Origin of the sequence: Micromonospora sp. NPDC049203, from assembly GCF_043197215.1 — a bacterium.
GTDB lineage: Bacteria > Actinomycetota > Actinomycetes > Mycobacteriales > Micromonosporaceae > Micromonospora.
In genome coordinates this window covers 150,953-172,880 of the sequence record NZ_JBICSV010000002.1, presented here as the reverse complement: position 1 = coordinate 172,880, position 21,928 = coordinate 150,953, and the positions used below count along the sequence as shown (strand labels likewise).

Below are 21,928 nucleotides of genomic sequence, written 5' to 3'. Positions count from 1 at the left end.
CGCCGGACGTGGCGGGACCGGCACCGCCCGCCACGCCCGGGCCGGGCTCAGCAGGGTCCGTTGCAGGCCAGCACGCGCAGCCGGTCGAGCGAGCCGTTCCAGACGTTCTGGTCACCGGGGAAGACCCCGGAGGAGGACCACTGCCAGAACGAGTACGTGCCCCAGCCCGCCGGCAGCGTGCCGACGCTGCTCGCGTAGCGGGCGATCCACAGTGGGTTGTTGGCGGCGAACTGCGAGGTGTTGCCGGTGCAGGTGCTCCACCAGTCGGTGGTCGTGTAGATGGTGGCCCACCGGCCGGTGCGGGCGTAGTACTGGTTGACGAACGAGGCGATCCAGCTGCGCATCGACGCCTGGCTCAGGCCGTAGCAGGTCGCGCCGTAGGGGTTGTACTCGATGTCCAGCGCGCCGGGCAGCGTCCGGCCGTCCTTCGACCAGCCGCCGCCGTGGTCGACGAAGTAGTTGGCCTGGGTGGCGCCGCTGGTGGTGTCGGGGCGGGCGAAGTGGTACGAGCCGCGGATCATCCCGACGTTGTACGAGCCGTTGTACTGCTGGGCGAAGTACGGGTTGGTGTAGTAGGTGCCCTCGGTCGCCTTGACGTAGGCGAACCGGGCGCCGTTCGCCCATGCCCCGGACCAGTTCACGTTGCCCTGGTAGCTGGAGACGTCCATGCCGGGCAGTCCGGCCGGGGCGGCGGAGGCGGGAGCCGTCCCGGACAGGGTCGCCGCGGCGACGGTGACGGTGGCGAGCAGTGCGGCTCCGGCCGCGCGCAGCGCCGATCGGATCGATCTGTGCATCTGTCCTCCCTGGGGGTTGCCGCGTTCCGGCGGCGGGAGTATGACGAAAGGAACTGTCGCCATTAGGGCATAGGGCGGAGAAACTTTTCAATAGATTTCATCGAAGAATCTCGCTGAATATGGCGCTCAGCCGAGCTGGGCGAGCGCCTCGGTGGCGGCGCGCTCGCCGGCGGTCACCGCGCCCTCCAGGTAGCCGCTCCACCGGGTCGCGGTCTCGGTGCCGGCCCAGTGCACCCGGCCCATGGGCGCGCGCAGTTCCGGGCCGTACGCGCACCACGCGCCGGGTGGCAGGACGCCGCAGAAGCAGCCGCGCGTCCACTCGTCGGCCGACCAGTCGTACTCGACGAGGTCGTCGGGGCGCGCGGCGGCCGGGCCGAAGATCGCGGCGAGCGCGTCGCACAGCGCGTCCCGGCGCGCGTCATCAGGTAGCCGGCGCAGCGCCCGGGCCTGTGCGCCGTAGCTGAACGCGGTGAGCACCCCGCCCGGCGCTCCCGGCAGCGAGTTGTCCACCGTCTCGGTGAGCGGCCCGGTGTCGGTGCTGGACACGCCGGAGCGGCCGTCGGCCCGCCAGAACGGCTCCGGGTAGAGCGCGTGCACCTTGAGCGCCACGCCCATCGGCATCCGCTGGGTCAGCCCGTCGCGCAGCGGCGGCAGCGGCGGGTCGTACCGGATGCGCCCGGCCAGCGTCGGTGCCAGCGCGACCACCACCGCGTCGCCGCGGTGAGTCTCGCCGCCGGAGCGCACCCGCACGCCGTCGCCGTCCTGCGCGACGCCGTCCACCGGGGCGCGCAGGCACAGGCTCCCCGGCGGCAGCGCGGCGGCCATCCGCTCGGCCAGCGCGGCCGGACCGCCTGTCACGCGGTCCTGCTGGGCGCCACCGGCCATGCGCAACAGTGAGCGGGTGCCGCCGCCGCTGCGCAGGTAGAACAGCATGTGCAGCAGCGAGACCTCGTCCGCCGAGGCGGCCAGCAGCCCACCGGCGAGCATCCGGGCCGCGTACCCGGCGGTGGCCGGGTCGGCCGCGCTCGCGTCGAGCCAGCCGCCGAACGTGATCCGGTCCCACCGGGCCGCCTCGTCCGCCCGCCACGGCGCGGCCGGGTCGAGCACGCCCGCCATCTCGTCGAGCGTGTCAAGCAGCGCGGACAGCCCCGGTGGCTCGCCGGTGGCCGGGCGTCCGCCGAGCAGCAGCGTCGCCGTGCCCCGCGTGGGGGAGGGGAACGTGGTCAGGCCGTACGTGGCGACGAGCGCGTACATCCGCTCCTGGGTCGGGCCGATCCACTGCGCGCCGAGATCCAGCCAGCCGCCGCCGGGCAGCGGGCGGCTGAGCGTCCGGCCGCCCACCCGGTCCCGGGCCTCCAGCACCCGTACCTCGGCGCCTGCGGCGTCCAGGGCGAGCGCGCAGGCCAGGCCGGAGAACCCGGCGCCCACCACGACGACCCGGTGACGGCGCACGCGACGGCGTACCCCGCTCCCGGCCGGATTCACCCGGCCCGGCGTGTCGAAACCGGCGCCCACCGTTCGTGTGGAGGGTGAAGGGGCGGCGCGGGGCCGTCCCCGGCGGTGAGGAGACACCGATGAAGCAGTACCTGATCAGCATGTACCAGCCGGCCGGCCAGGGCCGTCCGGACCCGGAGTTCCTGGCCGGGGTGATGCGCGAGGTCGAGGCCATCGGCCGGGACCTGCGGGAGGCGGGCTGCTGGGTGTTCGGCAACGGCCTGCACGACCCGCAGACCGCCACCGTGCTGCGCCCGGCCGGTGACGAGGTGCTGGTGACCGACGGGCCGTTCGCCGAGGGCAAGGAGTACCTGGGCGGCGTCACCATCATCCGGGCGCCCGACCTGGACGCCGCGCTGGACTGGGGTCGCCGCTACGCCCTCGCCACCACGCTGCCGATCGAGGTCCGCCCGTTCCAGGGCGAGGGATGACCGCTGTCGAACGGGTCTTCCGGGCCGAGTACGGCCGCGCGGTAGCCGTCCTGGTCCGCCTCCTCGGCGACATCGACCTCGCCGAGGAGGCGGTCCAGGAGGCGTTCACCGTCGCGGTGACGCGCTGGGCCGCCGACGGCCCGCCGGCCAGCCCGGCCGGCTGGATCATCACCACCGCCCGGAACCGGGCGATCGACAGGTTGCGCCGTGAGGCGACCCGGGCCGCCCGGCACGCCGAGGCGGCCCTGTTGCACGCCGCCGACCCGCCCGCCGAGGAGGGGCCCGTGCCCGACGACCGCCTGCGCCTGATCTTCACCTGCTGTCACCCGGCGCTCGGCACCGGCGCCCGGGTGGCGTTGACGCTGCGCCTGCTCGGCGGCCTGAGCACCGCCGAGATCGCGCGGGCCTTCCTGGTGCCGGAGCCGACGATGGCCCAGCGCCTGGTCCGGGCCAAGGCGAAGATCCGCGACGCCGGCATCCCGTACCGGGTGCCGCGCGACGCGGACCTGCCCGACCGGCTGCGCGGGGTGCTCGCGGTGGTGTACCTGATCTTCAACGAGGGGCACACGGCGAGCGCGGGGGACCGTCTGGGCCGCGCCGAGCTGGGCGCCGAGGCGATCCGGCTGGGCCGGCTGCTGGTCACGCTCATGCCGGACGAGCCGGAGGCGCTCGGCCTGCTCGCGCTGATGCTGCTCACCGAGGCCCGCCGCGACGCCCGGACCGGCCCGGACGGCGTGCCGGTGTCGCTGGCCGAGCAGGAGCGCGGCCGGTGGGACCGGGAGCTGATCGCCGAGGGGCAGGAGCTGGTCCGCCGCTGCCTGCGCCGGAACCGGCCCGGCCCGTACCAGATCCAGGCCGCGATCGGCGCCGTGCACGCCGACGCGCCCGCCGCCGCCGACACCGACTGGCGGCAGATCCTCGCGCTCTACGACCAGCTGGCCGCCGTCGCGCCCGGGCCGGTGGTGGCGCTGAACCGGGCGGTCGCGCTGGCCGAGGTACGCGGGGCGGCGGCCGGACTGGCCGAAGTGGAACGCCTGGACCTGGCCGGCTACCACGTGTGGCACGCGATCCGGGCCGACCTGCTGCGCCGGCTGGACCGTCCGGCGCGGGCGCGGGCCGCGTACGACGCGGCGATCGCCGGCACCGGCAACGCGGCGGAACAGACGTTCCTGCGGCGCGCCCGCGACCGCATGCCGGGATGATCGCACCGACCGTGCACGTAGGAGGCCGATGACCCCGGGAAACGAGCGATGATCGGCGGGGCATTGACGCGGCGGCAGAGAAAAGTACACTCCCGGTGTAATTAGTTTCCGCGCTCCGTCGACCGGCACGAGGTGACGATGAGCCCACCGGCCACAGCCACCGACGATCAGGGCCTGGCGCTGCACCGCGTCGGCGTACGCTTCGGCGGCCTGACCGCCCTCGACGACGTCTCGCTGCGGGTGCCGCCCGGCCGGGTCGTCGGCGTGATCGGGCCCAACGGCGCCGGCAAGACCACGCTGTTCAACGTGGTCTGCGGGTTCGTCCGGCCGACCGGCGGATCGCTCACACTGGACGGCAGGCCGTTCCGGCCCCGCCCGCACGCCCTCACCCGCCTCGGCATCGCCCGCACCCTCCAGGGCGTCGGCCTGTTCGCCGGCCTGACCGTGCTGGAGAACGTGGTCGCCGGAGCCAGCCACACCGCCCGCGCCGGGTTCGCCGCCGCCCTGTTCGGCCTGCCCCGCAGCGACCGGGACGAGCGCCGGCTGCGCGCCCGGGCCATGGACCTGCTCGCCGAGCTGGGCATCGAGAAGTACGCCGACGCCGCCCCGGCCACCCTGCCGTACCCGGTGCGCAAGCGCGTCGCGCTGGCCCGCGCGCTGATCGCCCGGCCCCGGCTGCTGCTGCTCGACGAACCGGCCGGCGGCCTCGGCGCCGACGACGTGGCCGAACTGGCCGACCTGGTCCGCGCGCTGCCCGGACGCGACGACGGCTGTGCCGTGCTGCTCGTCGAGCACCACATGGACCTGGTCATGTCCGTCTGCCACGAGCTGGTGGTGCTCGACTTCGGCAAGGTGATCGCCGCCGGTGACCCGGAGAGCATCCGCGACGACCCGCGGGTCACCGAGGCGTACCTCGGGGCCGACGTGCCGGCCGAGGGGAGCACGACGTGACCGCCGTGCTGGAGGTGGAGGCGCTCAGCTGCGGCTACGGCCCGGTGCCGGTGCTGCGCGACGTGGCGTTCGCCGTTCCGGCCGGCACGGTCACCGCCGTGCTGGGCGCCAACGGCGCGGGCAAGACCACGTTGCTGCGTACCCTCTCGGGTCTGCTGCGGCCCACCGGCGGCCGGGTCCGGTACGCGGGGGAGGACCTGCGTGGTGTCCGGGTGGAACACCTGGTCCGGCGCGGCCTGGCGCACGTGCCGGAGGGACGCGGCGTCGTCACCGAGCTCACAGTGGCGGAGAACCTGCGCCTGGGCGGGCTGTGGCGGCGCGACCGGGCCGACGCCCGGCGCGCGCAGGACGAGGTGTACGAGCTGTTCCCCGCCCTGGCCCGCCGCCGCGACCACGCCGGGCACCAGCTCTCCGGCGGGGAACGGCAGATGCTCGCGATCGGCCGGGCGCTGATCGCGCGGCCCCGGCTGCTGCTGCTCGACGAACCGTCGCTCGGGCTGGCGCCGAAGGTCACCGCGCAGATCATGGCGCTGCTACGGCGGCTGCGCGACGAACGCGGGCTCACCGTGCTGCTCGTCGAGCAGAACGTGCGTTCCGCGCTGTCCGTCGCCGACCAGGGCATCGTGATGTCGCTCGGGCGGGTGGTGACTGCCGCGCCGGCCGCCCGGCTGCGCGACGACGACCAGCTCCGGCACGCGTACCTCGGATTCTAGGAAGGGGTGGCGGATGCAGCGGTTCTGGTTCCTCACCTTCGACGGGCTCGCCACCGGGGCGGTCTACGCGGCGTTCGCGCTCGCGCTGGTGCTCATCTGGCGGGCCGCCCGGGTGGTCAACTTCGCCCAGGGCGCGATGGCGGTGGCCACCGCCTACATCGGGTACGCGGTCGTCTCCGCCACCGGCTCGTACTGGCTGGGCCTGGCCGCGGCGATCCTGTCCGGGCTGGCCCTGGGCGCGCTGGTGGAGCGGCTGCTGATGCGGTTCGCCGGGCCGGGCGGGCCACTGAACCAGGTGATCGTCGCGCTCGGGCTGGTGCTGGTCATCCAGGCGGTGCTCGGCATGGTCTTCGGCAACGACTACCGGCCCGCCCCGGCGCCCTTCGACACCGACGCGCTCACCATCGGCGGGGTGGCCGCGCTGTCCCCGTACGACCTGTGGGTGCTCGGCGCGGCGTTGACGGTGGTGGCGTCGCTCGCGCTGCTGTTCACCCGTACCCCGGTCGGGTTGCGGATGCGGGCCGCCGCGTTCGCGCCCGAGGTGTCCCGGCTGCTCGGCGTCAGCGTCGGCCGGATGCTCACGCTCGGCTGGGCGCTCGCGGCCGGGGTGGGCGCGCTGGCCGGCATGCTCGTCGTCCCCACCGGACTCGGCCTGCACTCGCACGCCATGGACCTGGTCTTCGTGGTCGCGTTCACCGCCGCCGTGGTCGGCGGCCTGGACAGCCCGGTCGGCGCGGTGGTCGGCGGCCTGCTGGTCGGGCTGATCCTGTCCTACGTCACCGGCTACCTCGGACCGGACACCACCCCGCTGGCCGTCCTGGTGCTGCTGCTGGCAGTCCTGCTGGTCCGCCCCGGCGGGCTCTTCTCCGCGGCGAGAGCGAGGCACGTGTGACGACCACCCCCACCGAGATCGCGCCCGCGGTACCGTCCCCGCTGCGGCGGCTGCTCCCCGGCGCGCCGGCCGGACGCGAGGCGCGCGGCTCCACGCTGCTGCGTCACCTGGCGCTGGCCGTGTTCGCCGGCACGCTCGTCGTGCTGGTCACCAACCAGCTCGCGCCGTACCAGAACCTCCAGGTGGCGCGCGTCTGCGCGTTCCTCTGCGTCACCGCCGGGCACACCGTGCTGGTCGGGCTCAACGGCCAGCTCTCACTCGGGCACGGCGCGCTGATGGCCACCGGCGCCTACACGGTGGCGCTGACCCAGCGGGCCCTGGACGAGCGGGCCGTGTCCGGCTGGTGGACGCTGCCCGCGTCGCTGCTCGTGGCCGTCGCGGTGACCGCGTTCGGCGGGCTGGTGATCGGGCTGGCCGCGGCCCGGCTGCGCGGCCCCTACCTGGCCGGCGTCACGCTGGCCGTGGCGACGCTCGTCCCGGCGGTCACCACGATCTTCACCGGCGTGTTCAACGGCGAACAGGGTCTGCCGTTCCCGGCGCAGACGCCACCGGCGGCGCTCGGCGCCTACTTCCAGCCGGAACGCTGGCTGGCCTGGATCGCGCTGGCCGCCGCGCTGCTCACCATGCTGCTGCTGGCCAACCTGGTGCGCAGCCGCTTCGGCCGGTCCCTGCGGGCGGTACGCGACGACGAGGTCGCGGCCCGGCTCGCCGGCATCCCGGTGGCCCGCACGCAGGTGCTCGCGTTCGTGGTCAGCGCCGCCTGCGCTGGTCTGGGCGGCGGCGCGTACGCCATGATCACCGCCACGGTCGCGCCCGGCAAGTTCCCGCTGGACCTGTCGTTGTTCCTGCTCATGGCCATCGTCATCGGCGGGCTGGGCAGCCTGGCCGGCGCGGTCTGGGGAGCGGTGCTGCTCGTCGCGCTCCAGGATCTGCCCGGCCTGCTCACCGAACACCTCAGCCTCTCCGCCGGGCTGGCCCAGCGGCTGGAGGGCAACCTCGCGCTGGCCGTGTTCGGCCTGGTTCTCATCGTCGTCATGCTCGCCGCGCCGGGCGGCATCGCCGGTGGCGTCCGCGCCGCCCGCGCCCGGCTGCGCGCCGCGCCGCGCCGCCGCCGGGCCCCCCACCGGTCGCCGGACCGCTGACCTCACCGGTTCCACCCACCGTTCGCACCGCCGCACCGGATTGGAGAACCATGCGCCCCACCACCCGTCGCGTTCTCGCGGCCGCCACCGGCCTCGCCCTGCTGGCCGCGTTGCCCGCCTGCGCCGACGACGAGAAGCAGGCCGCCGAGAACGTCCCCGGCGTCACCGGCTCCGAGGTCGTCATCGGCACCCACCAACCGCTCACCGGACCGGCCGCGCCCGGCTACTCGAAGATCTCCGCGGCCACGAAGGCGTACTTCGAGCACGTCAACAGCAAGGGCGGGGTGCACGGCCGGAAGATCGTCTACAAGGTCATGGACGACGGCTACAACCCGGCCAGCACCGAGAACGTGGTCCGCAAGCTGGTGCTCGACGACAAGGTCTTCGCGCTGCTCGGCGGCCTGGGCACGCCGACGCACACGAACGTGCTGGAGTTCGTCAAGACGCAGAAGGTGCCGGACCTGTTCGTCGCCTCCGGCAGCCGCAACTGGAACCAGCCGGACAAGTATCCGACGACGTTCGGCTGGCAGCCCGACTACACGGTCGAGGGCAAGATCCTCGCCGCCTACGTCAAGCGCGAGTTCCCCGGCGCGAAGGTCTGCCACTTCGGGCAGAACGACGACTTCGGGCGGGACTCGCTCGCCGGGGTGGAGCAGATCCTCGGCCCGGTGGCGGCGAAGCAGACGTACACCACCACCAACCAGCAGGTCGGCCCGGCCATCGGGGCGCTGCGCGCGGCCGGCTGCCAGGTGGTGATCGCGGCGACCATCCCCGGCTTCACCGCACTCGCCATGGGCCAGGCCGCCGGGCAGGGCTTCAAGGCGCAGTGGGTGGTCTCCAACGTGGGCGCCGACTACACCACGCTGGCCGCCCAGCTCGGCGACAAGAAGGTGATCCTCGAGGGCATGGTCGCCGACAACTACCTGCCGAACGTGGCCGACACCGCCAACCCGTGGATCCAGGAGTTCACCAAGATCCACCAGAGGTACAACGCGGGTAACCCGGTCGACGGCAACGCGATCTACGGCTACTCGATGGCGTACACGTTCGTCCAGGCGATGCTGGCCGCCGGGCCCGACCCCACCCGGGAGAAGCTGGTCGAGGCCGTGCGCAAGGGCGGCTTCCGCGGCCCCGGCCTGGTCCCCTTCCGGTACGCCGACGGCGTGCACGCCGGCTACGGCGGTGTCCGGCTCACCAAGGTGAGCAACGGTGTGCAGGAGTACTTCGGTCCCGCCTACACCACGGACGACGGTGCCGGGGCGGTCACCGAGTTCACCGAGCCGCCGACCGCTCCGCCCGCCGACGCGGTGCCCACCGCGTGAGGCGTACCGCCGGGCGGCCGGGTGCCGGTCGCCCGGCGGCACGCACGTAGAGTGGCCGCCGGTACCCGAGCACAGGAGATCCGTACCCATGATCGAGGTGGAGGCCGACCCGCCGGAGCGGGTGGACGGCCGCGCGGCGCGGGCCGAGCGCACCCGGGCCGCGATCGTGGAGGCGCACCTGGCCCTGATCGACTCCGGTGACCTGCGGCCCACCGGGGAGCGGATCGCCGAGCGGGCCGGGGTGTCGCTGCGCACGCTCTGGACCAACTTCAAGGACATGGAGACGCTGTTCGCCGCGACCGGGCGGCGGGTCGGCGAGCGGCAGGCCACGCTCTGGCAGCCGGTGCCGCCGGAGCTGCCGCTGACCGCCCGGATCGCCGCGTTCTGCGACCAGCGGGCCCGGCTGCTGGAGGTGCTGGCGCCCTCGGCCCGCGCGTCGGCGCTGCGGGAGCCGTTCTCCCCGCAGCTGCGGCGCAACCGGGAGGCCGCAGTCGACCGGGTCCGCCAGGAGATCGAGACGGTGTTCGCCCCGGAGCTGGCGCAGGCCGGGCCGGGCCGCGCGCAGCTGCTGGACGCGCTGACGGTGGCCAGCACCTGGTCGGCCTGGTCGATGATGCGCGACTCGATGGGCCTCGACGTCGAGGCCGCCCGCGCCGTGATGGCCCGCACCCTGGGTGCGCTGCTGGTCGACGCGATCGCCGCCGGCCTGCGCTGAGGCTGCCGGCCTCAGTCCTCGCGCAGGTGGCGCAGGATGCGGGTCAGCTCGGCCCGGTCGTCCGGCGACAGCGCGCCGAAGAACCGTTCCGCCTCGGTGGCCCGCGCCTGCCGGATCGCCGCGCCCACCCGCTCGCCCTCGGCGGTCGGCTCGACGAGCGTGGCCCGCCTGTCACCCGGGTCGGGCCGCCGCCGCACCAGGCCACGTTCCTGCAACCCGTCGATCACCTCGGTGGCCGAACGCGGGGCGATGCGCAGGTGCTCGGCGAGCGCGCCGGGCCGCAGCGCGCCGTGGCGCATCAGCACGCCGAGTGCCCGCGCCTGCCCGGGGCTGATCTCCCACGGTTCCAGCGCGCGCTTGGTCTGGTGCCGCAGCCGGCGGGTCACCGCCCAGAACGTCTCGGCCAGGCTCTCGTCGCTGCCGCTCACGGGGAATACGGTAACAGGCTTTCGTGTTGTTCCCTCATGTTGAGGTAACCTCAGCACTGTTGGTGGCAGCATCGTCCCCCACACGAGGAGCACCCTTGGATCGCATCCCCGACGGCCGTCGCGACGGCCGAACCGTCTCCCCGGCCGAGAAGGCCCAGGCCCGCGACGTGTCCCTGCGCCGCATCGGCGGCCTGTTCACCGCCCACCGAGGCCCGCTCGCCACCGTGGTGGCGATCATCGTGGCGTCCTCGATCATCGCGATGGCGACGCCTTTCCTGCTGCGTACCGTGATCGACAGGGCCCTGCCGGAGCGTGACCTGACGCTGCTGGCCTGGCTGGTCGCGGGCATGGTCGCGGTCGCCGCCGTGACCGCCGTGCTCGGCGTCGTCCAGACCTGGATCTCCACCCGCGTCGGCCAGGAGGTCATGCACCGGCTGCGCACCGACGTCTTCGCCCACCTCCAGCGGCAGTCGATCGGCTTCTTCGTGCGCACCCGCACCGGCGAGGTCCAGTCGCGCATCACCAACGACATCGGCGGCATGCAGTCGGTGGTCACCTCCACCGCCACCTCGATCGCCGCCAACCTCACCACGGTGGTCGCCACCACCATCGCGATGCTGGCGCTGAGCTGGCGTCTCACGCTCGTCTCAGCGGTCGTGCTGCCGCCCGCGCTCTGGCTCACCCGCCGGGTCGCCCGGCTGCGCCGGGAGATCACCGCCCAGCGCCAGCGGGAACTGGCCGACCTCACGGTGACCATCGAGGAGGGGCTGTCGGTAAGCGGCGTACGGCTGGCCAAGACGCTCGGCACCGGCCCCGCCCTGGTCGACCGGTTCACCACCTCCTCGGCCCGCCTGGTCGACCTGGAACTGCGCTCGGAGCTGGCCGGACGCTGGCGGATGGCCGCCATGAGCATCGTCTTCGCCGCCATCCCGGCGGTGATCTACCTGGGCGCCGGCCTGCCCGGCACCGCCGGCACGCTCACCATCGGCACGCTCGTCGCGTTCACCGCGCTGCAGGGCAACCTGTTCCGGCCGCTGATGGGCCTGCTCAACGTCGGCGTCACGCTCACCGCGTCCCTGGCCCTGTTCGCCCGCATCTTCGAATACCTCGACCTGCCCGTCGAGGTCGCCGAGCCGGATCGCCCGGTCCCGCTGGACCCGGCCACCGCCCGCGGCCACCTGCGCGTCGAGGACGTCACCTTCAGCTACCCGGGCAGCGACACCGCCGCCCTGGCCGGCGTCAGCCTGGACGTCCCCGCCGGCACCAGCCTCGCCCTGGTGGGGGAGACCGGCTCCGGCAAGAGCACACTCGCCGCGCTGATCAGCCGGCTGCACGACCCGGACGCCGGCCGCGTCACCATCGACGGGATCGACCTGCGCGACCTGCGCCCGGCCGACCTGGCCGCCGTCGTGGGCGTGGTCAGCCAGGAGACGTACCTGCTGCACGGCACCGTGCGGCACAACCTCCGGTACGCCCGCCCCGACGCCACCGACGCCGACATCGAGGCCGCCGCCCGCGCCGCGCGCATCCACGACCTCATCAGCGCGCTGCCCGACGGGTACGACACCATGGTCGGCTCACGCGGCCACCGGTTCTCCGGCGGCGAGCAGCAGCGCCTGGCGATCGCCCGGACCCTGCTGCGCGACCCGCGGATCCTGGTGCTGGACGAGGCGACCAGCGCGCTGGACACCGAGACCGAGCGCGCGGTCCAGCGGGCGCTGGACGAGCTGGCCCGGGGCCGCACCGTGGTGACCATCGCGCACCGGCTCTCCACCGTCCGTGACGCCGACCGCATCGCCGTCCTCGACCACGGCCGGATCGTCGAATCCGGCACCCACGACGCGCTGCTGGACCGGCGCGGCCGCTACGCCGCCCTGGTCGGCTGAGCACCGGCCCGCGCGGTGCCGCCGGTGCCGGGCCCGGCGGGCTCGTCGGGGCCGCTTTCGGTGCCCGGCCCGGCGGCGCCGATGCCCGACGCCAGCTCCAGGGCGGCCCGGATCGGGTCGCCCGCCCAGCGGCTGGCGAACGCCTCGTGCAGCCGCCACCCGGCCCGGATCAGCGTGCGCTGCCGTTCCAGGTGCGCCGCCGCACCGTCCGGGTGCACCCCGCAGATCACCCCGACGGCGTCGGCGTCCCCGCCCACGCCAAGGTCGACGCGCCACCGGCCCACCGGATATCCGGGCCGCACCGGCAGCCCGAGCCGGCGCAGCTCCTCGGCCAGCTCGGCGGTCCAGCCGGTCACCGGCGCCGCCTCCGGCGCGACGGGTGGCCGGTCCGCGTAGGCCAGGAAGTCACCCACCAGGCCCTCCGGCGAACGCAGCGAGGTGACCACGGTCAGCCGCCTCCGGGCCCGGGTGACGAGCACGTTGAACAGGTTCGGCCCGGCGGCGAACCGGTGCCGTGCCGGCGGGTCGCCGTCCACCAGCCCGAGTGAGGCGATCACCACGTCCGCCTCGCTGCCCTGGAACGCGTGCACCGTGCCCGAGCGCAGGCCGAGGCGCTCGATCTCGTCGACGTCGTACGCGGCCAGCAGCGCCGCCTCCACCGCGTCCGCCTGCGCGCGGAACGGGGTGACCACCGCGATGCCGCCCGGCGGGGGATCGGCGGCGAGCCGCCGTACCAGGTCGAGGACGGCGGTGACCTCGGCCTGGTTGACGCCGTCGACAACGCTCGCACCCTCGACGGTCACCACGTCGATGACGTCGGCGCGCTCGTTGCGCGGATGCCGGGTGACCAGTTCCAGCCGGTCGCCGTAGAACCGGCGCGCGGAGAACCCGATCAGGTGCGGCACGGACCGGTGGTGCTCGCCCAGCCAGGTGACCGGGGCGGCGCCGGTGGCCACGTCGAAGGCGCTGGACCGGCGTACGTCGAGCCGGTCGCCGAAGCGTTCCAGACCGTGCCGGCGCAGGGTGGCGGCCACGTCCACGTCGGCCACGAACGACACGAACCGCAGCTGCCGGGGGTCGCCGGCCACCAGCGCCCGCCGGGCCCGGGCCAACGCCGGCGCGGCCCGCAACTGGTCGATGTGCGCGGCCTCGTCGAGCACCACCAGGTCGAACATCCCCGGCATCGGGGGCAGCAGGTCCTCGACGTCGGTGACCGTGCCGACCCACAGCGGCAGCGCCCGTACCAGCGCCCGGGCGTCCAGCCCGGCGAGCAGTTCGCGGCGGCGGTTGCGTCCGGCCCGCAGCGCGGCGGCCAGGCCACCCGTGGCACGCCGCGCCGCGTCGCTCCACCGGTGGGCGCTCGTCGCCCGGTGGCGCATCGCCGTGCCGACGGCCTCGGCGAGCGCCGCCTCGGCGGTGGCCAGGGCACGCCAGGAGCCGGCCAGGTCGGTGCCGCCGGTGGCCGCCAGCCGCGCCGCCGCCCGTACCGCGCCCGCCGCCTCCACCGCTGTTCGCAACCGTTCCGCGGGTACGTCGCCGCCGCTGAGCCGGCGCAGCCGTGTCCCGGCCCGCGACCGCCGCCAGCGCCGCCACCAGCCGTCACCGGGTGCCGTCGACGCCGCCAGCGTGGCGTGGACCGCGTCCAGGTCGGTGTCCGGGTCGAACAGGTGGGGGAGGTCCCCGCTCAGGGCGGGCAGCAGCGGCTGCCAGTCGGGCAGCGTGGCGGCCCGGCGTTCCTGGTCGAGGGCAGCGGTGATCGCGTCCGACAGGGCGCGTACCCGGTCGGCGGCGGACGCGACGGCGGCCTCGGCGGCCCGCAGTGTGGCGTCGTCGGTCCCGGCGCCCGCGCCGCCGGCCAGATCGGCGGCGATCGTCTCCCGGCGCTCGGCGTCGCCGAACAGCACCGGTGCGGGGCCGCTGTGCCGGCGCAGCAGTTCACCCAGCACGTCGGCGGCGTGCACCGACTGGGTGGCCACGAGCACCGACCCACCCCGGTCCACGGCGTCCAGCGCGGCGGCGACCAGGGCGTGGCTCTTGCCGTTGCCCGGTGCGCCCGAGACGACCACCACCGGTTCGACGCGGGTACGCCGCACCACGTCACGCTGGGCAGGACTCAACGGCAACGGCGACAGCACCTCCGCCTCGCCGGCCACGCCACCGGCGTCCGCGCGCCGTCTGCCGTCCGCGCGCCGTCCGCGGCGGCCGCCTCGGACATTGCCGCCGACTGGGACATTGCCGCCGACCGGGACGTTGCCGCCGACCGGGACGGTCTCGCCGCCCTGGTCGGTGTAGAGGCGACTCAGGGCCGTGTCCGCCAGCCCGGGCCGGACCGTCCAGGCGAGCAGCGTGTCGCGTAGCCGGCCGCCCAGCACGTCGCGGGTGGTGAAGAGCGCGGCGGCGGCGACGCCGACAAGTGTCTCGTCGTCGACGCGGCGGGGCGGTCGCGCCTGCACCGTCGCGAGCTTCAGGCCGGCGGCCTCGGCGGCGGCGGTGATCCACGCCCTGGTGCCGGGCGCACCGAGCCAGCCGGATCCGGCCAGCCCGGGGGCGGCCTCCAGCCGGCCGGCGAGGTCCCGATCCTCGATCAGCGTGGTCAGTTCCAGGTCACCGGCCGGCACGATCCGGTAGGTCCGGCTGGTGCGCTCCAGGCGTACCGGCTGGGCCAGTAACGGCACGCGGACCCGCCGGTGGCTGCCGTCGAGGTCGGCGCCGCCGACGACGAAGGCCAGACCCCGGCGCAGGATCCGCTGGTCGCGGTGCAGCGCGTCGAGGGCGGCCAGCCGGTCCAGCCGGGCGTCGCGCGGCGCGCGGTCGGGCCCGGGCAGCCAGATGAGCGGCCGGCCGGCGCCGGAGACGTCGAAGGCCCGCTCGGCGCCGGCCGGGGCCAGGTCGGCGAGCGCGGTGAGGATCTCGGCCGCCTCCATCGCCCGCGATTGTGCCGTACGTGCTCCCGGCCCGGCCACCGCCGAACGACGCCGCCGGGCGACGGAGTGTAGGAAACCTTTGCCCAGACATTCATATCTGTAGCTATTTACCCGGCGGGGCGGCGGCCCTAGCATCGATTTACATCGTTGTCGATGAAGAGGAGAGGTCGATGTCCCTGACGTTCACCGCGGCCCGGATGCGCGTGCCCGCAGTGCTCACTGTCGCCGTCGTCGCCGGTGCGATGCTCGGCGTGCAGCCCGCGCAGGCCGCCCGGCCGGGCTTCCGGATGCCGTTCCTGTGCGGCCAGACCTGGCAGGGCAACAACTGGAACGGGCACAGCCCGGCCCACGCCATCGACTGGAACCACTACGACGCCAGCGGCAGCCCCGACGACCTCAACCGCCGGACGGTCGCCAGCGCCGCCGGCACCGTGCTGGAGTCGTACTACTCCACCACCTCCGGTTACGGGAACACCATCGTCATCGGGCACGGTGACGGCTGGCGCACCCGGTACGCCCACCTCAACTCCCGGGCCGTGGAGAAGGGCGACACCGTCAAGCGCGGCGACGTCATCGGGCGGGTCGGCGCGACCTCGGCGAAGTACGACCTCAGCCCGCACCTGCACTACGAGCAGATCCACGACGGCAGCGTCGTGGTGGCCGTCGTCCAGGGCGTCACCTGGTCCGACGGGCTCAAGCGCAACCAGACCAGCACCAACGGCTGCTGACCGGCGCCGGGACCCGATCCGACGCCGCCGTCCCGGCCTGACTGGCGGGCTCAGACCGCCGGCGGCTCCGGGCCGTCCGCCCGCGACCGCTGTCCCGGGGCCGGACGCGGCGCGGGCGGGGGGAGCAGCGGCTCCAGCGGGGTGAACGACTCGACCGGACCGTCCGGCCGTGCGCCACGCCGCCCCTGCCCCGGGCCGGTGCCCGCCCCGCCGGGCGTCCCGCGCGCGTCCGCCGCCCGGTCGCGCTGGTCGCGCTGGTCGCGCCGGTCGTGCTCCTCGGCGTACCCGGCGCGACGGCGGGCCAGGTCGCGCTCGCACTCCAGCGCGATGCGCTGCTCCCAGTACGGCTGGAGCAGCCGGCGTACCCGCTCGTCCAGGTGCACTGTGACGTCCGGCTCGCAGGTGAACGTCACCTCGCCGTGCGCGTACGTCCAGGGCGGCGGGTCGTCGTCGGCGAGCGCGGCGGTCAACGCGGCGTGCAGGTCGCGCGGGCGGTGCGGCGGCACGTCCACCGCGTACCGGACCGCGAGCCGGTGCAGGCGCTGCGTGGCCTGCCGTTGGAAGTAGTCCACGTACCAGCCGAACAGTTCCGGCCGCGCCGAGTCCGACGACCAGGTGTAGGTGGCCCGGACCAGGAACACGTACACCTCGCCCTGGGCCGGCACCGCGAGCGGCTCCGGGACGCGCCGGTCGACAGTGGTCACCGGCGTCACCGGCTCCTCGGTCCACCAGAGCTGCCGCAGCGTCGGCTGGGCACCGTCCCAGAAGCGCCGGGCCCGCACGCGCGCCGCCGCGCCGAACGCCCGCGCCCGCCCGGCCCACCGCCGTCGGCCGTCCGCCGGCACGCCGGGCTCCGGCGGGCCGCCGGCCGGTTCGGGCCCCTCCGGCACCGCGGTCATCGCACCCCCTCCATGCCGGATCGCAGCACCGTGTCCCGCGGGCGTCGGGACGCGCGGGCCGTCGGGCGAGGGGTGGCCGGACCGCCGTGGCGGTCCGCGATCCACGCTAACAACCCCGACCGGTGTACGCGCGCAGCCGCGCGCACGGCGCGTTCGGCCGGTGCCGCCCGCTCCGGCGGGTGCGGGGCCGGATGCTGACCGATCGGACGAGCCGTCCCGTAGTCCTATCCGTGGGACTCGGAGCGGTTTCGGTCCCGTTCACGGGACCAACCATCCAGACTCGATGATCACGCCTTGATCGGGCTCCGTCGCGCTTCGTAGCGTGAGGCTCCGCCATCCGCCGGGGAGGACCACACCACATGGGCGTAGACGCTCGCGACGCCGCCGGCCGGACCGTGCAGTTCGTGCGGTCCCTGGCCGAGCGGCAGTACGACCGGGTCTGGACCCCGGACTTCCTGGACCTCACCCCCGACGTGCAGGGCTTCGCCGTGTTCCACCGTGGCGGCCTGGTGCTTGTCTACGGCGCGGTGTCGCCAGACGACCCGGCCCGCTGGTTCTTCCGGATGGCGTGCGCGGCCGGCGCCGACGTGCCGGACATCTCCGGGGCGATGGCCTGGGCGAACATCCGCAACCGGCTGGCCGAGGCCGGGCGCTACTACTGCGTCGTGAAGGCCGACCAGAGCGCCTGTCACGTGGTGTTCGCGCTCGACGTGCGCAGCCCGCTGCTCGACGACGTGACCGCGCCCGACGCGCACGTCGTGCGGGAACTGCTCCACTTCTCGCTGGCGGTGTGCGTACACAACGCCACCGCTGACTTCCGCGACCTGGCCTCCTATCTGCCGGCGCGACCGCTCGCGCCGACCGAGATCGACGCCTGGACCCTGTTCGCCGGCACCCAGGACTGACCGATGCCCGGGAAGCGTGCGGCGGGGCCGGGCTCGGGGTGGCCGCCCAGCGGCAGGTCGAGCCTCGCCGGCCGGGGGCCTAGGATCTCCGGCATGCAGGAAGGCCGGTGGACGACGATCACGCCGTCGCAGTTCGCGCACGAGCGGGAGGCGCTGGCGCACGTCCAGGCCTTGCTGCCGGACACCGAGCCCTACCGTGCCTGGTCGAACTTCACCTTCACCGCCCAGACCGGGCACCCCTACGAGGTGGATCTCCTGGTGGCCGGGCCCGGCGGTCTCTACCTGATCGAGATCAAGAGCCTGACTGGCCGGCTGGCCTCCAGCGGCTCGAACTGGATTCAGACCAGCCCTAGCCGCACCCGGACCTTCGACAACCCCCTGCACCTGGCCGATCAGAAGGCCAAGAAGCTCAAGAGCCTGCTCCAGGCCGCCGCCGGCCGCCGCCCGGGCGCCCCGATCCGGGTGCCGTTCGTGCAGGCGGCGGTGTTCCTGTCCAAGCCCGGCCTGCACATCGCGCTGTCCGAGCACCATCTGCACGGCGTCTACGGCCCGGAGCCGGCTCCGGGTCATCAGCCGGGCCCGCTGCCCTCCATCAGCACGCTTCTGCAACGTCCGCCGCAGGACGAGCGGCAGCGGGTCAGCAAGGAGCTCTCCGCGGCCCTGCCCGCTCTGCTCGAAGCGGTGGGCGTGGCGCGCAGCCGCAAGCACTACCAGGTCGGGGCGTGGGAGCTGGAGTCGCGGCCGTACGACCTCGGCCCGACCTGGCAGGACCACAACGCGCGGCACCGGGAGCTGGAGCGCGAGCACCGGCGCATCCGCATCTACCTGGTGGAACGCAACGCCGTGCAGGCCGACCGGGCCAGCATCGAGCGGGCGGCCCGGCGTGAGATGACGGTGCTGCACGGCATCAACCATCCGGGGATCGTGCAGGTCGACTCGCTGGAGTCGCACGAGGCGGGTCCAGCGCTGATCTTCCGGCACGATCCGCGGGCCGTCCGGCTCGACCACTACGTCGCGCAGTACGGTGACCGGCTCGACCCGCTGACCCGGGTGGCCATGGTGCGCCAGCTCGCCGACGCGATCGCGTACGCGCACCGGCGTCACCTGCATCACCGTGCGCTCTCCGCCCGCAGTGTGCTGGTCGTGCCGGGCCGGCGGCGACGCGGGGGCAGCGAGGAGGAGGCGTGGCTCACGCCTCAGCTCCAGATCAGTGACTGGCAGGCCGCGACCCGGGCGGTGGACACCAACGCGGGCAGCAGCGGCGATCCGGTGACTCTTTCCTCGCACGCGGCGGCACACATCGAGCTGTCGGCGGAGGCGTACCTCGCGCCCGAGCTGAGCGCGCCACGACCCGACCCGATCGCTATGGACGTGTTCGGGCTTGGCGCGCTCGCCTATCTGATCCTCACCGGCCGGCCGCCGGCGGCGAAGCGCCAGGAATTGCTGTCCCGCCTGGCCCGCGACAACGGCCTGCGTCCGTCGTCGGAGACCGACGCGATAAGCGAGTTCGCCGACGAGCTGGTCCAGGCGGCCACCGCCCCGGTGCCGGCGCAGCGTCTCACCACGGTCGCCGACTTCGTGGAGATGCTGGAGGAGGTCGAGAACGAGCTGACCGCCCCGCCGCCGGACGACTCGGAGACGGCGCAGATCGACCCACTGGAGGCGCGCGGCGGCGACCGGGTCGGCGAGTGGACGATCCGCAAGCAGCTCGGCACCGGCTCGACCTGCAGGGCGTTTCTGGCCCGCAACGAGCGCACCGGCCGCGACGAGGTGCTCAAGGTCGGCCTGTCCGACGAAAAGGCCGCCCGGCTCGCCCACGAGGCGAAGGTGCTCGGCCCGCTGACGGATTCCCGGGTGATCCGCCTGGCCCGGCCCGAGCCCCTGCGCATCGCCGACCGCACCGTGGTGGTGCTGGAGCACGCGGGTGAGCTGACCCTGGCCCGCAAGCTCCGCGACGAGGGCCGGCTCACCGTCGACGAGCTGGAGACCTACAGCGACTACCTGTTCGGCGCGCTCGACTACCTGGAGGGCGAGGGCGTCTACCACCGGGACATCAAGCCGGACAACATCGCGGTGCGGATCCGGCCGAACCGCACCCGCCAGCTCGTGCTCTTCGACTTCTCGCTGGCCGGGGTCTCGGTCAAGGAGCTGTCCGCCGGCACACCCCGCTATCTGGACCCGTTCCTCGGTGCGGCGAACCGGCAGGTCTACGACAAGCACGCCGAGTGGTACGCGCTCGCGGTCACCCTGCACGAAATGGCCTCCGGTGAGCTGCCGGTGTGGGGCGACGGGGGCACCGAGCCGCAGCTCACCGAGGGCCCTGCGGTGCTCGCGGTCGAGGCGTTCGACCCGGCGGTGCGCGACGGTCTGGTGGAGTTCTTCCAGCAGGCACTGCACCGCGACCACCGTCGCCGCTTCGGCTCGCTGAAGGACTTGCGCGACGCCTGGCAGCAGGTGTTCCGCCGCTCCGATGCGAGCACCCCGGTCGGCTCCGAGCATCCGGAGACGGAGACCGAGGAGCCGGACGAGCAGCTCGCCGAGCAGGTCCGTGAGGAAGCCGCGGCGAAGGCGACGCGGGCGACCGTCCTGGAGGCGGCCGGGCTCACCCCTCGGGCGGTGTCGGCCGCGCACCGGGTGGAGGCGACCACCGTCGGCGAGCTGCTCGCGGTGGGCAACAACACCTTCGCCACGCTTCCCGGCCTCGGCGCGAAGACGCGCAAGGAGCTGCAGCGGCGGGTCAAGGAGTGGCGTCACCGGCTGGGGGAGCGGGAGACCATCCCGACGTCGCCGGCCGCGCGGCGGGCCGCCGGTGCGGAGGCCGCCACCGAGACCACCGGCGGCGGCGCCGACCTGGTGCGGGTGGGGCTCGACGCGATCGCGACGCTGCTCGTGCCCGCGTCCAACGGCCGCAACACCGCCGAGATCGAGGCGACGCGGCTGCTGCTGAACCTGCCCGACGCCACCGGCACGCTGTCCGCGCTGCCGCTCTGGCCGCAGCAGCCGTTGGTGGCCACCGCCGTCGGGGTGACCCCCGGCCGCATCGCGCAGATCCTCGGCAAGCAGCGCAAGCGCTGGCACGACCTGCCGGTGGTGCGCAGCGTGCGTACCCAGGTGGTGGAGCTGCTGCGCGACGGCGGCCGGGTGATGGGCGTCGGCGAGCTGGCGGCGGCGCTGCTGACCAGCCGCGGTTCGGTCCGCACCGGCCACGCGCTGCGGCTGGCGATAGCGGTGGCCGCGGTGCGCGCCGCGGTCGAGATCGACGCCCTGGAGGAGGAGCCCCGTCTCCTGCTGCGTCGGCACGGCCGCGCCGACGTCGACGGCCGGCCGCACCCGCGCGGCGACCGTTTGCTCGTCGCGTTGGAGGCCGGTGACGACGACGCCCCGGACACTCCGGCGGCACCGGCCCTGCTGGACTACGCGGACGCGCTGGGCAAGGCCGCCGACCGGCTCGCGGCCAGCGAGGTGCTGCCCAGCGCCGCCACCGTGATGCGTACCCTCGCCACGGTGACCGCTCCCGGCGGTGCCGCCGACGTGATCGACGAGCGGCGACGGGTGCAGCTCGCCGCCGTGGCGTCGGAGCGCGCCGCCGCCACCGCGCGGCTGGAGCTGTACCCGCGCGACCTCGACCCGGTACGCGCGCTGCGGCTCGCCCAGGCCGGCGTGGTGTCCCCCGGCGCCGGCAACCAGCGGGCCCTGAGTCCCGAGCAGGTGCAGCAGCGCGTCTCGGCGCGCTTCCCGGAGCTGGACCCCCTGCCGATGGACCACAGGCTGGACAGCCTCCTCACCGAGGCGGGTTTCGACCTGCGCCGCGTCGGGGACCGGTTCGTGCCGCGACCCCGCACCGGCTCGTCGTCGATGTCGATCATTCAGCGGCACTCGTCGGCGAGCGCCCTGCCGAGCCGGTGGGCGGCCGAGTCACCGGAGCTGGCCCAGGCGATGCGCGCCGAGGAACGCCTGACCGGCGCGCGGTCCGCCGGCGGGTTCCGGGCCCTGACGGTACGCCTCAACCGCGCCGCGCCGGCCCGCAACGAGTTGGTCCGCCGCTTCGACGCCCGGCCCATCAGCGTGGCCGCCGAGTTCGTACGGGAACTGCGCGGCCTGGTCGACGCCCGGCCGAAGCCCACCTGGGAGACGGTGGTGGGCGCGGACAACGCGCCGGAGAACTCGCGGGCCGCCATCAAGCTCGGTGAGTACGTGGAGCAGGCGTGGCGGCTCGTCCTGCCGCGTCTGCGCGCGCAGTTGCGCGCCGACGCCGGGCCGGTGCTGCTGCACGACGCGGCGGTGCTGGCCCGCTACCGGGCGATGGACGGGTTGCACGAGCTGGCCGACGCGGCGCGCGGGGTGGGTGCCCTGTGGGTGCTGTGCCCGATGGACGACCCGGCGACGCTGCCGAAGCTCGACGGTGCTGTGGTGCGGGTGGGCGACAACGAGTGGATCGGACTGCCGGACGCCTGGGTCGTCAACGCCCACCGCAGCACGGCGGTGGCCTGAAGCGGGCGATT

Annotated in this window: 17 protein-coding genes; 12 read left to right on the top strand and 5 right to left on the bottom strand. The window is 74.5% G+C overall.

Annotation, left to right across the window (positions count from 1 at the left end; genetic code table 11):
- Positions 1-47 precede the first annotated feature (47 nt).
- Together ACGFIA_RS05440 and ACGFIA_RS05435 are read right to left on the bottom strand one after the other, a co-directional pair.
- On the bottom strand, positions 48-794 hold the full coding sequence (locus tag ACGFIA_RS05440; protein ID WP_393258791.1) for a lysozyme: 747 nt from the start codon (positions 792-794) through the stop codon (positions 48-50).
- A gap of 126 nt (positions 795-920) precedes the next feature.
- The gene (locus tag ACGFIA_RS05435; RefSeq protein ID WP_393258789.1) at positions 921-2,309 is read right to left on the bottom strand and encodes a flavin monoamine oxidase family protein; all 1,389 of its coding nucleotides are present in this window, start codon (positions 2,307-2,309) and stop codon (positions 921-923) included.
- 59 nt (positions 2,310-2,368) lie between these two features.
- On the opposite strand from ACGFIA_RS05435, the gene ACGFIA_RS05430 reads away from it, so the two are divergent.
- The 8 genes from ACGFIA_RS05430 (at position 2,369) to ACGFIA_RS05395 (ending at position 9,656) form a co-directional block, all read left to right on the top strand.
- Positions 2,369-2,719 (top strand): YciI family protein, encoded by a 351-nt coding sequence (locus ACGFIA_RS05430; protein WP_064445706.1) that lies wholly within the window; start codon positions 2,369-2,371, stop codon positions 2,717-2,719.
- Entirely contained in the window at positions 2,716-3,921 is a 1,206-nt protein-coding gene (locus tag ACGFIA_RS05425; protein WP_393258786.1) for an RNA polymerase sigma factor, read from the top strand. Before ACGFIA_RS05430 ends, ACGFIA_RS05425 begins: the two co-directional genes overlap by 4 nt.
- 138 nt (positions 3,922-4,059) lie before the next feature.
- Positions 4,060-4,872 (top strand): ABC transporter ATP-binding protein, encoded by an 813-nt coding sequence (locus ACGFIA_RS05420; protein WP_393258784.1) that lies wholly within the window; start codon positions 4,060-4,062, stop codon positions 4,870-4,872.
- Positions 4,869-5,585 (top strand): ABC transporter ATP-binding protein, encoded by a 717-nt coding sequence (locus tag ACGFIA_RS05415; protein WP_357383153.1) that lies wholly within the window; start codon positions 4,869-4,871, stop codon positions 5,583-5,585. The genes ACGFIA_RS05420 and ACGFIA_RS05415 overlap by 4 nt, the downstream gene beginning before the upstream one ends.
- Positions 5,586-5,598: 13 nt before the next feature.
- A complete protein-coding gene (locus tag ACGFIA_RS05410; protein ID WP_357383155.1) occupies positions 5,599-6,477 on the top strand; it encodes a branched-chain amino acid ABC transporter permease in 879 nt (292 codons plus the stop codon).
- Positions 6,474-7,619, top strand: coding sequence for a branched-chain amino acid ABC transporter permease (locus tag ACGFIA_RS05405; protein WP_393258781.1), 1,146 nt, complete (start codon positions 6,474-6,476; stop codon positions 7,617-7,619). Before ACGFIA_RS05410 ends, ACGFIA_RS05405 begins: the two co-directional genes overlap by 4 nt.
- Positions 7,620-7,669: 50 nt before the next feature.
- Positions 7,670-8,941, top strand: coding sequence for an ABC transporter substrate-binding protein (locus ACGFIA_RS05400; protein ID WP_393258779.1), 1,272 nt, complete (start codon positions 7,670-7,672; stop codon positions 8,939-8,941).
- A gap of 88 nt (positions 8,942-9,029) precedes the next feature.
- The gene (locus tag ACGFIA_RS05395; protein WP_393258777.1) at positions 9,030-9,656 is read left to right on the top strand and encodes a TetR/AcrR family transcriptional regulator; all 627 of its coding nucleotides are present in this window, start codon (positions 9,030-9,032) and stop codon (positions 9,654-9,656) included.
- A gap of 11 nt (positions 9,657-9,667) precedes the next feature.
- Here the strand turns inward: ACGFIA_RS05395 and ACGFIA_RS05390 are convergent, their stop codons facing one another.
- Positions 9,668-10,084: a MarR family winged helix-turn-helix transcriptional regulator gene (locus tag ACGFIA_RS05390; protein ID WP_393258775.1), complete on the bottom strand. Its 417-nt coding sequence runs from the start codon at positions 10,082-10,084 to the stop codon at positions 9,668-9,670.
- A 104-nt stretch (positions 10,085-10,188) separates the two neighbouring features.
- Between ACGFIA_RS05390 and ACGFIA_RS05385 the strand changes: the two genes are divergently transcribed.
- Entirely contained in the window at positions 10,189-11,970 is a 1,782-nt protein-coding gene (locus ACGFIA_RS05385; RefSeq protein ID WP_393259308.1) for an ABC transporter ATP-binding protein, read from the top strand.
- On the opposite strand, the gene ACGFIA_RS05380 is transcribed toward ACGFIA_RS05385, so the two are convergent.
- Positions 11,949-14,894, bottom strand: coding sequence for an AAA domain-containing protein (locus tag ACGFIA_RS05380; protein WP_393258773.1), 2,946 nt, complete (start codon positions 14,892-14,894; stop codon positions 11,949-11,951). The genes ACGFIA_RS05385 and ACGFIA_RS05380 overlap by 22 nt on opposite strands.
- 170 nt (positions 14,895-15,064) lie before the next feature.
- Here ACGFIA_RS05380 and ACGFIA_RS05375 point away from each other — a divergent pair, with 170 nt between their 5' ends.
- Positions 15,065-15,622, top strand: coding sequence for a M23 family metallopeptidase (locus ACGFIA_RS05375; RefSeq protein WP_393258771.1), 558 nt, complete (start codon positions 15,065-15,067; stop codon positions 15,620-15,622).
- A 50-nt stretch (positions 15,623-15,672) separates the two neighbouring features.
- On the opposite strand, the gene ACGFIA_RS05370 is transcribed toward ACGFIA_RS05375, so the two are convergent.
- Entirely contained in the window at positions 15,673-16,521 is an 849-nt protein-coding gene (locus ACGFIA_RS05370) for a hypothetical protein (RefSeq protein WP_393258769.1), read from the bottom strand.
- 359 nt (positions 16,522-16,880) lie between these two features.
- On the opposite strand from ACGFIA_RS05370, the gene ACGFIA_RS05365 reads away from it, so the two are divergent.
- Both ACGFIA_RS05365 and pglW read left to right on the top strand, forming a co-directional pair.
- Positions 16,881-17,426, top strand: a complete 546-nt coding sequence (locus ACGFIA_RS05365; protein ID WP_357383180.1) for a hypothetical protein — start codon at positions 16,881-16,883, stop codon at positions 17,424-17,426.
- A gap of 93 nt (positions 17,427-17,519) precedes the next feature.
- Positions 17,520-21,917, top strand: a complete 4,398-nt coding sequence (gene pglW / locus ACGFIA_RS05360) for a BREX system serine/threonine kinase PglW (RefSeq protein ID WP_393258767.1) — start codon at positions 17,520-17,522, stop codon at positions 21,915-21,917.
- The last annotated feature ends 11 nt before the right edge of the window (positions 21,918-21,928 follow it).